Consider the following 13,790-nt stretch of genomic DNA (forward strand, 5'->3'; position numbering starts at 1 on the left):
TCATTTACCCCCATTTCAGTAAAAGCAATTCTGAACTAAATCCCGGCCCCAGAGCGGTGCAAAGTCCGTAGGACCCGGCATTACCACCCAATTCCATAAATCGTTTAAGGACATAAAGGATAGTCGCCGACGACATGTTTCCATATTGCTTTAACACGTCGAGTGAAATGTCGGTCATCGAAACAGGTATTCCTAATGATTTTATATAAGCTTCAATCACCTTTTTCCCGCCAGGATGTGCAATAAAATGGTTTATCTCAGAAAGCTGGAGTTGATTCTCACTTAAAAATTTACTAACATTTGGTTTCAGCCATTCCTCAATAATACTCGGGATATCTCTGGAAAACACTACAAATAGACCTTGATCCCTTATATCCCATCCCATAACATCTAAGGAATCTTGCATTAACGTAGATTGAGTATTCATAATGCCCGGCAAAGTCGTTTTAGCGGAAAAATTCTCAATGTTTACCTCATTTCCACAAATCAATGCACACGCCACGCCATCGGCAAAAAGTGAGGTTCCAATTAGGTTACTCTTTGAAAAGTCGTTTCTTTGAAAAGTTAAACTGCAGAGTTCAACCGAAAGCACTAAAACTTTGGAATCCGGGTAGGCTTTGCAAAATTCAAATGCCCGTGATAGTCCGGCAGCACCTCCAGCGCATCCGAGCCCCCAAATGGGAATTCTTTTGGTGTGCTCCCGAAAAGGCAATAGGTTCATGATTCTTGCCTCAATGCTGGGAGTTGCCATACCCGTTGTTGAAATATAAAATATCGCATCAATTTCATCACAATGTATTTCTCTGGTTAAAAATTTCTCATTATTAAGACAGTTCTTAATCGCCTGCATTCCTAGTGTCACAGCGGACTCAATATAAGCATTGTTTTTTTCTGCAAATGAATGGTCCACTTTATACCACTCGATATTTTTTACGATATGTCTTTTTTCGATTTGTCCGTTTTGGAAGGCTTTAAGGAGCCTTTCGATATCCTTAAACCTTTCTGAAAAGAGTTCTCTGGCAAAGTCAATCGCTTGCTCTTGTTTAATTTCAAACTCCGGAACTGCTTCTGCTATTGAAAGAATCGTTGGCATTCGGTTTATTCTCCTTCAATGTAGGTAATGGTATTTTTACCAATATTAGGAGATTTATGTACAAAAAAAAGCTTCCCTGCTAGAGGGAAGCCAACGTTTTGAAGGTTGTTGTTGTTGTGCTCTTTGATTATAACTGAGATGCTGCAGGTAAATCATTACGAAAACATTTCCATTTTTTTAAAAGCCCTGAATGGTCATGCCGCCATCGACAAATAAAGTTTGTCCATGTACATAATCCCCCGCAGAAGACGATAGGAAAACAACTGGACCTACTAATTCTGGAAGCTCGCCAACCCTTTTCAATGGCGTAACAGCTAGTATATCATTTACATATTCCTTATCAGCTAAAAGCATTTCCGTTAGCGGAGTTTTAAAATACCAAGGACCAATTGCATTAACATTAATATTATATTGCCCCCATTCTAGAGCCAGTACTTTAGTCATTTGGATTAATGCGGCTTTCGTTGCTGCATATAATACGCCAGTCCTTAGTGCAACATGTCCGCCTACTGATGTAATAGAAATAATTCTGCCGCCCCTGCCCTGGTCCTTCATAATCTTTCCAGTCTCTTGTGACATCATGAACGCAAATCTTAGGTTAGTATCCATAATCGTATTCCATTCTTGATCAGTAACCTCAAACGCTTTTGAGCGAATATTCATTCCAGTATTATTTATGAGGATATCAATTCCTCTCCATTCTTTTACCATTTTTTGAATTGCTCCTTGAACGTCTTCCGCTTCGTTACATCAGTTGGAATAACCAAAGCTTTTTTTCACAAACCTTCAATCATTCGTGCCGTTTCATGAAGTTCCACCTCTGTTCGTGAAAGAAGTGGACATCCGCTCCAGCCTCAGCTAACCCGACTGCCAAAGCACGTCCAATTCCTCTGCCTGCACCTGTTACAATTGTTTTTTTTCCTTCTAGAGAAAATGATGGTAAAAACATTCTCATACCCCATTTTTATGTAATCAACACAAGTTTAACATAAGCGATTTTAAAACAAATAAAAAGCACCCCGATTGCGGCGCTTTATTATCTCTTACTGTTTCTCTGATTGGGCTTGAACCTCAATTTTAATCTTTTTGTCAGCTAAGGACCCGCAGACTTTACAATATTCAATTTGGTCATAGAGGAGACGGCATGGTTCACAATAAAATTTTTCCATTCGTAACACGCTCGCTTCTCAAAATTTAGATACTTCTATAATTATTCTATGAAAAAGTTTCAAATTTGTGCCAACTATTGGTAAAACAAGCTTTTTTTATCATAACAGACTTAATCAATTACTTTTATCACAGGTAATAAGTGATAGTTCACAATTTAGCCACATATCCACCACTACTATTGTGATATAAATCACTGTTATATCAATTTATTACTATTAACATAGTGTTTATCTAAGGAATGAACATTTTGTGAACTGTCAATTTTGTTATTTTTTCTTCACAATTGTTTTGTATTATGAAAGAGAACTTATTATTTTATCTAATTAAACTATTCTGAAGGGAGTCTTTGGGGATGGCGAAAGCGGAACTGAAATCAAACAAAAAAACAGAAATTGAAGACAGCTCTTCTCTTAAAGGGACATTAGCGTCCGTTTTCTTTTTGGGAATCTTTATAGTTGTCACATGGGTAAGTGTCTACTTCTTATTCTTAGATCGTTTTTAGAGAGGGAAAGGGGAAAAAACCATGCATATGCATAAGTTTGAAAAAATTTGGCTTATATTCGGAATAGGCGCACTAGTGGTTTTCTTATCAGTTGTAGGTGTAAGCGCTTTTTATTTAGGAAACAAGCCGCCTAGCTGTTTAACTACTATTGATCCAAAAAAAGTTGATACAGAGGCTCCATTCGATAAGCCTGGATTAAATAAGGTTGAAGGAAAAGAATGGGACTATGAATTAGTGTACGTTGCTTCGGCATTCTTCTACAATCCTGGTGAAGTAGAAGTTCCACTTGGAGCAAAAGTAAAAGTAATTGCCACAACAAAAGACGTTGTCCATGGTTTCCAAGTAGCTGGCACGAATATCAATATGATGCTAGAACCGGGTTATGTCAACGAAATTGTCACGACGTTCGATAAAGAAGGCGAATACCTAGTGGTTTGTAACGAGTACTGCGGTACTGGTCACCACTTAATGAGTTCAAAGATAAAGGTGGTTAAATAATGAGCAGCCAAACAGCAAAATTAAAAGTTGATCCACGTGATGGAAAGCTTGCGATGGCACACTTTTATGTTGCCTTTATCGCATTAGCATTAGGTGGTCTAATGGGATTACTGCAAACCCTTGTGCGCTCTGGTAAATTTGAGCTTCCATGGGGTATTGATTATTATCAAATTTTAACCGTACATGGTGTTTTAATGGGTCTTGTTTTAACAACGTTCTTTATTATGGGATTCCAATATGCAGCTGTCAGCCGGACAGCTGGTACTCACTCACCAGCAGCACGCCGGATTGGCTGGATTGGCTTTTGGGTTATGACTGTTGGAACTATCATGGCTGCAACCATGGTTTTACTGAAAGAGGCTTCTGTTCTTTATACATTCTATGCACCATTAAAAGCACATTGGATTTTCTACTTAGGGATGACTTTTGTTGTAGTTGGAAGCTGGCTTGACGGAGCGGCCCAAATTATGACCTATGCAAAATGGAGGAAGGAAAACCCAGGAAAACCAAGCCCGCTGTTAAGTTTTATGGCTGTCATTAATACAGTCCTTTGGATCGTAGCAACTTTAGGTGTTGCATCAACTGTTTTATTCCAGTTACTTCCATGGTCACTCGGCTTAGTTGATACAGTCGATGTGTTAATAAGCCGTACATTGTTCTGGTATTTCGGGCATCCGCTTGTGTATTTCTGGTTGCTACCAGCCTATATGTGCTGGTATGCAATTGTTCCAAAGATTATTGGCGGAAAAATATTCTCAGATTCATTAGCACGTCTATCCTTTATTCTGTTTTTACTTTTCTCCATACCTGTCGGTTTCCACCATCAACTAATGGAGCCTGGTATAGATCCAGCGTGGAAATTTTTACAGGTTGTTCTAACGTTTATGGTTATTATTCCATCATTGATGACGGCATTTTCTTTATTCGCAACCTTTGAGAGATTTGGCCGTTCTAAAGGTGCCACAGGACTATTTGGCTGGTTTAAGGTTTTACCTTGGAATGACGCTCGTTTTACCGTTCCATTTATCGGGATGGCAAGTTTTATTCCTGCTGGAGCTGGAGGTATAATCAATGCTTCCAACCAAATGAACCAAGTCGTTCATAACACAATTTGGGTAACAGGCCATTTCCACTTAACTGCTGCAACCTCGGTTGTGTTAACGTTCTTTGGTATCTCCTATTGGTTGGTACCACACTTAACAGGTCGAAAATTAACGAAAGCAATGAACAAATTAGGAATTATTCAAGGCTGGGTTTGGTTTATCGGAATGGTGTTTATGTCAGGTGCAATGCACTTCCAAGGACTTTTAGGCGGTCCTAGACGTTCAGCCTTCTCAACTTACGGAGATGCAGCGCAAGCAGCTGAATGGATTCCTTACCAAATTGCACAAGCAGTTGGCGGATCCATTTTATTCCTTGGAATCATTTTAATGATTATTATCTTTGTTAACCTTGCTTTCTTTGCACCTAAAGGAGAAGAAGAATTCCCTGTTGGTGAAGCAGAAAATTTAGAAGAAAAAGCTCCAATGATATTTGAAAACTGGAAATTATGGCTTGGTATTACCGCTGCCCTCATCCTATTTGCTTACACAATACCGTTTATCGATATGATTCAAAATGCACCTCCTGGCTCACCAGGATTTAAAACTTGGAATTCCTGGTAATGGATCAAGAAACCGGGCTTCACTTATGCTGAAGTCCGGTTTTTATTAATTCTATAGGTTGTTTTGGCAAATTTATCAGAATAACAGATAACAGAATAATAACCGTACCAACAAATTGCAACATCCCAAAGTTTTCTTTATACAAGAAGACACTTAGCAATGTAGCCGCAACAGGCTCCACTGTCGCGATTATCGATGCCTTACTACTCTCCATTTTTTCTAGTCCCTTAGTGTATAATAAGTAAGCTATCACGGTTGGAAATAAACCCAAACTTACTCCGTAAATGATGACTTCGCCACTAACTAACATACTTCTTTTTTCAATAAGATCGGTAAATAGTAGTAACGTGACCGCAGCCACTAAAAAGGTATAAAAAGTAACCGTGAAAGGGCGATACTTTACTAACGCGAATTTACCGAATATAGTATATAACGCATATCCAAAGCCTGCACCAAGGCCTGTTAGAATCCCAACAAGGTTAATGGTTGGACTATCATTGAAACTAACCCCAACAATTAGAGCACAGCCTATCAAAGTCCCAATCACTGAAATAATCTTCCTGCTATCCATATTTTCTTTTAGAAATAGATACGAAAGAACAACAACGAATGTTGGTGCAGTATACAGTAAAATAACAGCAAATGATAGACTCATTTGATTGATTGCAGTAAAATAACACCAATTAAATAGGACAATGCTAAAGATTCCAGTTCCAATAAAATACTTACTATCCACAAAACGAATCTTCATTTGTCCAGGATATTTTGTTATGCCAATGATCCCGAGCAATAAAACGGCTGTGACAACCCTCAGGGTGACAATCTCCATTGAAGTAAAACCTAAAAGTGCCAGCTTCCTTACAAAAATGGCTATGATTCCCCACAAAGTTGCACTGACTGCTATCATCATAATTGGACCAATTTTCCCCATCACACACACACCTTTATGAAATAAAGAAGAAGGGAAATTTTCTTCCCCTTCCTTCGCCTTCTATTTATTTAATTGATAGACTTTTCCATATTTCTCATACAAATAATCGATTAGATACTGAGCATTTAAACCTTGCCCTGTTACATCATGAAGGATTTCTAGTGGTTTTTTCTGCTTACCATATTGGTGAATATTCTTCGTCAGCCAGTCCTTGATTGGCAGTAAATTACCTTCCTCTAACAGTTGGGCAAAATTGGGCAGATCTTCTAGCATTTTGTTCTTAAACTGTGCAGCATACATGTACCCCAGCGCATAGGACGGGAAATACCCAAAGCTCCCACCTGCCCAGTGGACATCCTGAAGTACACCCTTAGCGTCATTCTCTGGTGTAATGCCTAGATATTCTTGATATAATTTATTCCAAACCTTCGGAAGGTCCCTCACCTCTATCTCACCATTAAATAGACCTTTTTCAATCTCATAACGAATAATGATATGAAGAGGATATGTTAATTCATCTGCTTCGATTCTAATCAGCGAAGGCTTCGATTCATTTACAGCCCGGTAAAAATCTTCAATGGAAACATCATCGAACTGACCAGTTGCATAGGTCTTCAATAGTTCATAGTTATTTTTCCAAAAAGAAAAACTGCGCCCGACAATATTTTCATAGAAAAGGGACTGTGATTCATGGATACCCATTGATGTACCCGTGCATAATGGAGTGCCAATCAAGTCTTTTGAAATATTTTGTTCGTATAACGCGTGGCCGCCTTCGTGAATGGTACCGAATACAGCTGTACGGAAATCCTGCTCATCATAATTGGTTGTAACCCTGACATCGCCTGGATTTAAGCCGGTAGCAAAGGGATGCACTGTTTCATCAAGTCTGCCAGCATCGAAGTTATAACCCATTTTCGCAAGAATTTCCAAGCTTAACGCCTTCTGTTTATCCTTTTTAAAGGTTTTAAACAGAAACTCTGTTTTAGGTTTATTTGGAGAATCAGCGATTTGCTTGACCAGCGGTACAATTTTCTCCCTTAAATCTGCAAAAACCCGGTCAAGGACTTCAACTGTCATCCCCGGTTCATATAAATCCAATAAAACATCATATGGATTTCCTTTATGACCCCAATAATTTATAAAGCGTTTTGTGGTTGCCACAAGTTTCTCTAAATAAGGTCTAAACAACTCAAAGTCAGACTGGTCCTTTGCTTTTTCCCAGACAGATTCTGCCTTTGATTGAAGAATAACATATTCCTTGTATTCGTCCGCAGGGATTTTTTTGTTGCGTTCGTATTCTTTCTTACATTCCTGAAGAATTTTCATTGTCTTTTCAGATAGATTATTATTCGAAAGCGTTGCTATGTATGCGGCCATATCTTCAGAGGTAGACATTTTAAAAACTTCAGAGGAAAGCATGCCTATTACTTCAGACCGCTGATCCATTCCCTGCTTTGGAGCACCAGTCCTTAGGTCCCAATAGATCAACCCAAGTGCTTCATTATAGGCACTCATTTTCTTAACATATTCTAAAAACTTCTTCTCTACTTGCTCCGGAGTCATTCTCATAATAAATCCCCCTTTTTATTAACCATCTGTATTTTATCATATTTTTCTGAAAATCTATGGATAAAAAAAACATCAAAAGATAAATTCTGTTATAAAATGAAATCTAGAGAAAGACTGCATTACCGGAAGGAGAAAAATAGGATGAAAGAATTGATAGGCTACTGCAACTCATGTGCAAAAGAGATTTATTGTTTAGAAGGCTTCTTTAACGGCATACAATCCGACGACCGAAAGATCTATTGCTTTGAATGCTACGAATGTAATCAGAAAGAAAATCCGCAAGCTTAGCCTTGTGGATTTTTTTTATTTTTTTGTTGAGAATTATTTTCAATAAATATGCTATCTATGATGGAGGTCACATAATTGCTCTTAAATCACTGCTAAAATAAAGGTAATTAAGGATTACTAATACGAAGGTGATGTTAATGAGGCAAGAGGACATAAATAAAAGATTGTCAGATGTGCCGCTATTCAAAGAATTATCGGATGTGGAGCTTGCGCCATTTATAAAAATTGCATTGACTCGCTGTTATAAGCAGAAGATGTATGTATTTATGCAGGACGATCCACTTGATCGGGTATTCTTTATCCATTCTGGAAAAATCAAAATCTATAAAACAGATTTTTCCGGGAAGGAACAAATTGTTTCGATACTCGAACCCGGTGAGATGTTTCCACATGCAGGGTTTTTCCGAGAAGGAAACTTTCCAGCACATGCGGAGGTGTTAGAAGAGGCCAATCTTATTGTCATACCAATAGCCAAATTTGAAGAAACGCTAATCGCTAATCCAGTACTCTGCATCAAGCTATTTAAAGTGTTGGGAGAGAAAATTGTTGATCTCCAAGGAAGGCTAGAGGCGCAGGTTCTCCATAATACCTTCGAACAAATTGTATTACTACTTATAAGACTTTGTCAGTCCAACGGTGAACAAGTTGGCAGCAATTATCAGCTAACAACCCAATTTACAAATCGTGAGCTTGCGAACATGATTGGCACTTCGAGGGAAACAGTCAGCAGAGCAATCAACCATTTAAAAAAGAAAAACTACATTAACCAGTGCGAAGCCGGCTTCTATCTAATTGACCGCGATGGACTGGAACAGGAATTATTCTATTAAAAAAACATTCAGGGAGCTGTTAAAAATGGAACAGAAGATTATCGAGCTAGATGTAAGAGATGATTTAAAGAATAAGATTGAACCTTTCCAAAAAATTATGGAAGCGATCAAGGAAGTAAAAGATAATGATATTTTTATTCTCCATGCCCCTTTTAAGCCTGTACCCTTGTTTGCTGTATTAAAAGCAAAGGGCTTTGCACATGAATCAGAGGAAATTGAGGCAAAGCACTGGAAGGTTACCTTTACAAAGAATGCCTAAAAAAAGTATGAAAAGGTGATACAAAATGATATTAGATAACAGAGGTTTAGAACCACCACAGCCCATGATGAGGACTCTTGCAGCCTTAGAAAATTTAGGTGAAGGTGAAGTACTAACCATTATTAACGATAGAAGACCTATGTTCCTTTATGAACAGCTTGAGGAACTAGGATATAAGCAGCGTACAGAACAACAAAACGACGGAAGTTTTAAAATTGAAATCTTCCGATAAGAAGGTGAATGATTATGCTTCATCAGACTATGGGAAGTGAAACTAATATTAAGCTTCCATTCTCATTTATTCTTTTCAGTTTAGTAGCACTTGTACTATCTCAACTCCTACTCCTAGTGAATGGACAAATGGTGGTGAATGGCAGTTTTCGCATACCAGCAATTTGGTCAGCCGCTCACCTGCTGGTCTTGGGCTGGGCTCTAATGGTAGCAATGGGTGCCATGTATCAGTTAGTACCAGTTGCTTTCCTAACGCCAATTTGGAATGAAAAATTTGGTTTTATCCAGTTTTTTGTTACAGCTATTGGTATCTCAACTTTCTCATGGATGTTATATGTCTCACCACAAAACGCATTGATTCCAGGAATTTTAATGCTCTTAGGTATTTTAATGTTTTTATTTCAAATGTTTATGACCCTTAGAAAGCAGGCAAAGCCAAATATTCTAACTGCGTTTGTTGGAAGTGCACTGGTTTGTTTATTCTTAACTATATTTTTGGGGATAACGTTGATATATTCACTACAAATAGGCTTTGCTGCTGACTACTATCAGGCTATTTTTAAAAGCCATCTTTTAATGGGTGTAACTGGTTGGTTTACTCTACTAATATTCGGTTTTTCTTATAAAATGGTTCCGATGTTTTCATTATCACACGGTTTTCCAATGGTGCAAGCACGATATGTATATGGAATTTATATTTCCGGTCTAGTAATTACAATACTTTCATTTTTTAACGGGAATCATTATCTATTAAAAGCAGGATTTTTCTTACTGCTAGCAGGTTTTTCAGTTTTCAGCTGGCATATCTCTATCATTATTAAAAAGAGGCTGAAGAAAAAACTAGATAATTCCTTCACATTTGCATTAATGGCAATTGGATTAGGGAACATCGTCCATTTAGCAGCCTTCATGGCTTTATGGAGTGAACAAAATTCACTTCTAATCGGGCCGTTCGTTTACTTATATTTATTACTATGGATTGTCCTAAGCATTATGGGATATCTATATAAAATTGTTCCCTTCCTGTGGTGGACATATAAATACAGTAAGGAAATCGGCAAAAAATCCGTTCCATCCTTAAAAGATATGATGAATGAGAAGATTGTCATTCCCTTGTTTTCTTTATTTGTTTTTGCAGTAGTTGTGGTATTCTTTTCAATCATTTTTGAGTCCATACTAATCTTTAATATTGGTCAATTTGTTTTATCCCTTGTATTTATTCTAATATCAATCAGTATTCTAAAAGTCCTACAAAAATAAAGAGGTGTTTATCATGAATCTAAAAGATAAAGTTGTTGAAGCATTAAAAAGTGTATATGACCCTGAATTGAATATTAACGTTGTCGACTTAGGGTTAATTTATAATATAGATGTAACGGATAATAATGACGTAGAGGTTACGATGACATTAACCACACCAGGCTGCCCCCTACATGACAGTATTACAAGAGGAGTACGCTATAGTATCGAAGGCATCGAGGAAACAAAAAAGGTTGAAGTGACCCTTGTTTGGGAACCGGCATGGTCACCGGAGAAAATGACTGCTGAGGGACTTCGTTTATTAGGCAGATAGGAAAAAGGTCAGCATGCGGTGCTGACCTTTTTGCTTATACTTCTATTGCTTCTGTCGGCAGAACATCTTTAATTTTCTGCAATAATGCTGGTTCGATATTTTCATGCAGCATGATATGAACACTGCCTCGATCGCTCTCACTTCTAATTAGACGACCAATCCCCTGTCTTAATCGCAGAAGCATATATGGCAAATCCACTTCCGCAAATGGGTCACTAACACCATTTCGCTTCGCAGTAAACACGGGATCATTAGGAGGGAATGGAAGTGAGAAAATTAACACATTTTCTAATGATCTACCAGGAATATCTAGGCCTTCCCAAAGATGAATGGTGCAAAGAATAGCGTGCTCTTCATTTTGAAACTTTGAAACAAGCGTGCTTATTTCTTCATCCCCTTCAAAGTAAACAGGGTATGGAATATTCCCTGAAAGCTTTTCTTTTAGGCTTTTTAATTCATTTTGATTGTTGAGAAGAATCAGTGCCCGACCTTCTGATTGAACAATTTTACTGATGACATAATCTAGTTTATCATTCATCGAGGTTGGATTGAATCGAGGAAGGAATACTTCCATTTTTTCTTCATAATCAAAAGGTGAATCAACAGAAAAGGATAAATACTCTATAATTCCCAAGCTATTTGCAATGTAATCAAACTTCTTTTCGTTCGATAATGTCGCAGAAGAAAAGATGAACGGTTTCTTTTGTGAGAACACTTCATCTTTCATGACTTCTTCAACCATTTTTGGCATAATGACAAGTGTCCGTTCATACCCTTTTTCTTCGAACCAGGTAATTCCATTCATTTCTTTAAGGAAGAGTGATAACGAGTACGTAATCTGCTCCAAATATTCTTCTACAATTTTTAAATCATATTCATTAATTACATACAATTCGCTCTCAAAGACTAGCTCCTCTTCAATTGCTTGGAGCCTATTAAGCAGTGTTGTACCATATTGAATTAATGAAGGATGCATAGTAATCATTTGTTTTTCTGAGCCTTCTGACGGGACAGCGTGCTGTGAAATAGCACTAAAAAACTTATCATTGTCTAAAAGAGCTTCTTCAATGGTGTATAACGTTTTTTCACGCACTTCATTTTCCATCAACCTTGTTAGTAAGGTCTCTAGCGTAGAATCCGTGAAACGATAGCTTAACGCCTTCTGTGCTGCATATTCAAGTAAATGTCCTTCATCAAAAACAACGGAAGAGTGTTCAGGTAATAACGGCAGCTGTCCTTCTCGTTTACGTGATTCTTTTGTCCAAATATGCTCCATATAAAAATCATGTGAACAAATAATCAAGTCCTTTGCGTGACGGTAAAAATCACGATTTAGAGTGAGCCCGCAACGATGTCTTTTTTCACAAGAAAAACAGTCCTGAACCTTATCCCAGTTAATTTTCCCCCATGAATCATCGGACAACGATGGATAATCCCTGCGGTCACCATATCTTTCAAACTTTTGCATAGAGCCATCACTATGAACGAAATCTGGTAATTCCTCATAGATTCCGGCAATATCATCGTTAAAGTCCTCATGCCTAACATAATCAAGCTTTTTTAAGCAAAGATATTGATCCCTTGATTTTGCCAATCTAACATCAATATTCAGTCCAAGTACTTTTTCAAGCTTGGCAATGTCACCTTCTTTTTTTACAAGCTGCTCGATTAATGTTTCATCCGCACAGGCAATGATGGCTGGTCTATTTGTATATCTGGCGTACATAATCGCGTAAAGTAAATAAACGATGGTCTTTCCGGTACCAACTCCCGCTTCTGCAAACATGACCTTTTTTTCTTTAAATGCTTTTTCCAGCTGGAAGGCCATAAAGATTTGTTCATCACGTAATTCAAAACCTGCTTCTGGTAAAATATCATAAAATAAGTCGCCAATCCATTCACTTAACTTGTCATAAAAGGATTCGGTTTTAGATACGACAAATGGAATACGGTCTTGCATATAACCACTCCTATAAACGAATTAAATGGAGCCTCCTCAAGCAGGCTCCAATTGTTCTAATCAGTACTATTCCACTGTACGGGGAGGTCTTTTTCCCCAATATTGATAGAGATCTGTTCGGATAAAGCCATTAAACAGTTTTCTCTTTTTTGTAGCTGGCCTCCCATAAAATTGCTCAAATTGTTCATTAGAAGTCATGATATAAATGGACCAAGTATCAAGCTTACTAAACGCCTGTCCCATCTCCTTATACATCTGCTCAACAGCCTGTTTCTCACCAAGTCTTTCGCCATATGGAGGATTGCCAACAATAACACCATATTCCTTGGTGGTTGTAATGTCTCTTACTTGCATTTGTTTATATTGGATGAGATCACCAAGTCCTGCCTCAAAGGAGTTTTCCTGAGCGATTTTGATCATGCGATGATCAATATCAGTCCCCATAATATCCAATGGCTGGTCATAATTTGCTAAATCCTCGGCTTCTGTTCTAGCATCGTCCCATACTTTTCCTGGAATCCAATTCCAATATTCCGACACAAATTCTCGGTTAAAACCTGGAGCAATGTTTTGACCAATCAAAGCAGCTTCAATTGGAATCGTACCAGAACCACAGAAAGGGTCGATAAACGGTTTATTAGGATTCCAATTTGTCAGTGATACCAAAGCAGCCGCGAGCGTTTCCTTTAATGGCGCTTCCCCTTGATCGACACGGTATCCCCGTTTATGGAGTCCTTGACCACTTGTATCAATCGTTATGGTAGCAACATCTTTTAACAATGCCACTTCAATTCGAAAATAAGCACCAGTCTCCTCGAACCAAGAACTCCGCTTATAATGGCTTTTCATTCTGTCCACAACAGCCTTTTTCACAATCGCTTGACAATCTGAAACGCTAAATAACTTTGACTTAACTGATTTCCCGGTTACAGGAAACTCCGCATCTTCTGGGAGATACTGTTCCCATGGCAATGCCTTTGTTTTCTCAAATAATTCATCAAAGGTATAGGCTTTAAATTCACCTACTCTTATTTTTACTCGGTCTGCGGTTCGCAGCCACATATTACTGCGAGCAATGGCTTGTTCGTCACCTGTATAGATTACCTTACCGTTCTCTACTTCACATTCGTAACCGAGAGCACGTACTTCTTTTGCTACTAATGCTTCCAAACCCATCGCGGCGGTTGCAATTAATTGATATTTTCCCATTTCGTCCACC

The 13,790-nt window shown here is 38.1% G+C and carries 14 protein-coding genes and 1 pseudogene; 9 read left to right on the plus strand and 6 right to left on the minus strand.

The features are described 5' to 3' along the window. Positions 1–4: 4 nt before the first annotated feature. Positions 5–1,093: a type III polyketide synthase gene (locus tag F4694_RS07060; protein WP_179596289.1), complete on the minus strand. Its 1,089-nt coding sequence runs from the start codon at positions 1,091–1,093 to the stop codon at positions 5–7. Between the two features lie 177 nt (positions 1,094–1,270). Further along, positions 1,271–2,042: pseudogene (locus F4694_RS07065) on the minus strand (SDR family NAD(P)-dependent oxidoreductase). Between the two features lie 573 nt (positions 2,043–2,615). Here F4694_RS07065 and F4694_RS07070 point away from each other — a divergent pair. From F4694_RS07070 to F4694_RS07080, 3 genes are read left to right on the plus strand one after another with little or no spacing between them, the layout of a single operon-like run. Further along, positions 2,616–2,765 carry a cytochrome c oxidase subunit 2A gene (locus F4694_RS07070; RefSeq protein WP_179596291.1) on the plus strand — a complete coding sequence of 50 codons (150 nt, stop codon included), beginning with the start codon at positions 2,616–2,618 and terminating at the stop codon, positions 2,763–2,765. Between the two features lie 21 nt (positions 2,766–2,786). Beyond that, the gene (locus tag F4694_RS07075; RefSeq protein ID WP_179596293.1) at positions 2,787–3,263 is read left to right on the plus strand and encodes a cytochrome c oxidase subunit II; all 477 of its coding nucleotides are present in this window, start codon (positions 2,787–2,789) and stop codon (positions 3,261–3,263) included. Continuing rightward, positions 3,263–4,927 (plus strand): b(o/a)3-type cytochrome-c oxidase subunit 1, encoded by a 1,665-nt coding sequence (locus F4694_RS07080; RefSeq protein WP_179596295.1) that lies wholly within the window; start codon positions 3,263–3,265, stop codon positions 4,925–4,927. The genes F4694_RS07075 and F4694_RS07080 overlap by 1 nt, the downstream gene beginning before the upstream one ends. A 19-nt stretch (positions 4,928–4,946) precedes the next feature. Here F4694_RS07080 and F4694_RS07085 read toward each other — a convergent pair whose 3' ends face one another. Next, positions 4,947–5,858 carry a DMT family transporter gene (locus tag F4694_RS07085; protein WP_179596297.1) on the minus strand — a complete coding sequence of 304 codons (912 nt, stop codon included), beginning with the start codon at positions 5,856–5,858 and terminating at the stop codon, positions 4,947–4,949. A 60-nt stretch (positions 5,859–5,918) separates the two neighbouring features. Next, a complete protein-coding gene (locus F4694_RS07090) occupies positions 5,919–7,430 on the minus strand; it encodes a carboxypeptidase M32 (RefSeq protein WP_179596299.1) in 1,512 nt (503 codons plus the stop codon). Positions 7,431–7,571: 141 nt separating this feature from the next. Between F4694_RS07090 and F4694_RS07095 the strand changes: the two genes are divergently transcribed. The 6 genes from F4694_RS07095 (at position 7,572) to F4694_RS07120 (ending at position 10,611) form a co-directional block, all read left to right on the plus strand. Next, a complete protein-coding gene (locus F4694_RS07095) occupies positions 7,572–7,718 on the plus strand; it encodes a hypothetical protein (protein ID WP_179596301.1) in 147 nt (48 codons plus the stop codon). A 137-nt stretch (positions 7,719–7,855) separates the two neighbouring features. Next, positions 7,856–8,548, plus strand: a complete 693-nt coding sequence (locus tag F4694_RS07100) for a Crp/Fnr family transcriptional regulator (RefSeq protein WP_179596303.1) — start codon at positions 7,856–7,858, stop codon at positions 8,546–8,548. Between the two features lie 25 nt (positions 8,549–8,573). Beyond that, the gene (locus F4694_RS07105; RefSeq protein ID WP_179596305.1) at positions 8,574–8,807 is read left to right on the plus strand and encodes a DUF2249 domain-containing protein; all 234 of its coding nucleotides are present in this window, start codon (positions 8,574–8,576) and stop codon (positions 8,805–8,807) included. 25 nt (positions 8,808–8,832) lie between these two features. Continuing rightward, a complete protein-coding gene (locus tag F4694_RS07110; protein ID WP_179596307.1) occupies positions 8,833–9,039 on the plus strand; it encodes a DUF2249 domain-containing protein in 207 nt (68 codons plus the stop codon). Between the two features lie 14 nt (positions 9,040–9,053). Continuing rightward, positions 9,054–10,298 (plus strand): hypothetical protein, encoded by a 1,245-nt coding sequence (locus tag F4694_RS07115; RefSeq protein ID WP_179596309.1) that lies wholly within the window; start codon positions 9,054–9,056, stop codon positions 10,296–10,298. Positions 10,299–10,311: 13 nt separating this feature from the next. Continuing rightward, positions 10,312–10,611 carry a metal-sulfur cluster assembly factor gene (locus F4694_RS07120; protein ID WP_179596311.1) on the plus strand — a complete coding sequence of 100 codons (300 nt, stop codon included), beginning with the start codon at positions 10,312–10,314 and terminating at the stop codon, positions 10,609–10,611. A gap of 34 nt (positions 10,612–10,645) precedes the next feature. Here F4694_RS07120 and F4694_RS07125 read toward each other — a convergent pair whose 3' ends face one another. Together F4694_RS07125 and F4694_RS07130 are read right to left on the minus strand one after the other, a co-directional pair. Next, positions 10,646–12,571: an ATP-dependent DNA helicase gene (locus F4694_RS07125; protein WP_179596313.1), complete on the minus strand. Its 1,926-nt coding sequence runs from the start codon at positions 12,569–12,571 to the stop codon at positions 10,646–10,648. A 66-nt stretch (positions 12,572–12,637) separates the two neighbouring features. Continuing rightward, entirely contained in the window at positions 12,638–13,780 is a 1,143-nt protein-coding gene (locus tag F4694_RS07130) for a THUMP domain-containing class I SAM-dependent RNA methyltransferase (RefSeq protein ID WP_179596315.1), read from the minus strand. Positions 13,781–13,790 lie beyond the last annotated feature (10 nt).

Origin of the sequence: Neobacillus driksii (assembly GCF_013409995.1) — a bacterium.
Lineage (GTDB): Bacteria > Bacillota > Bacilli > Bacillales > Cytobacillaceae > Neobacillus > Neobacillus driksii.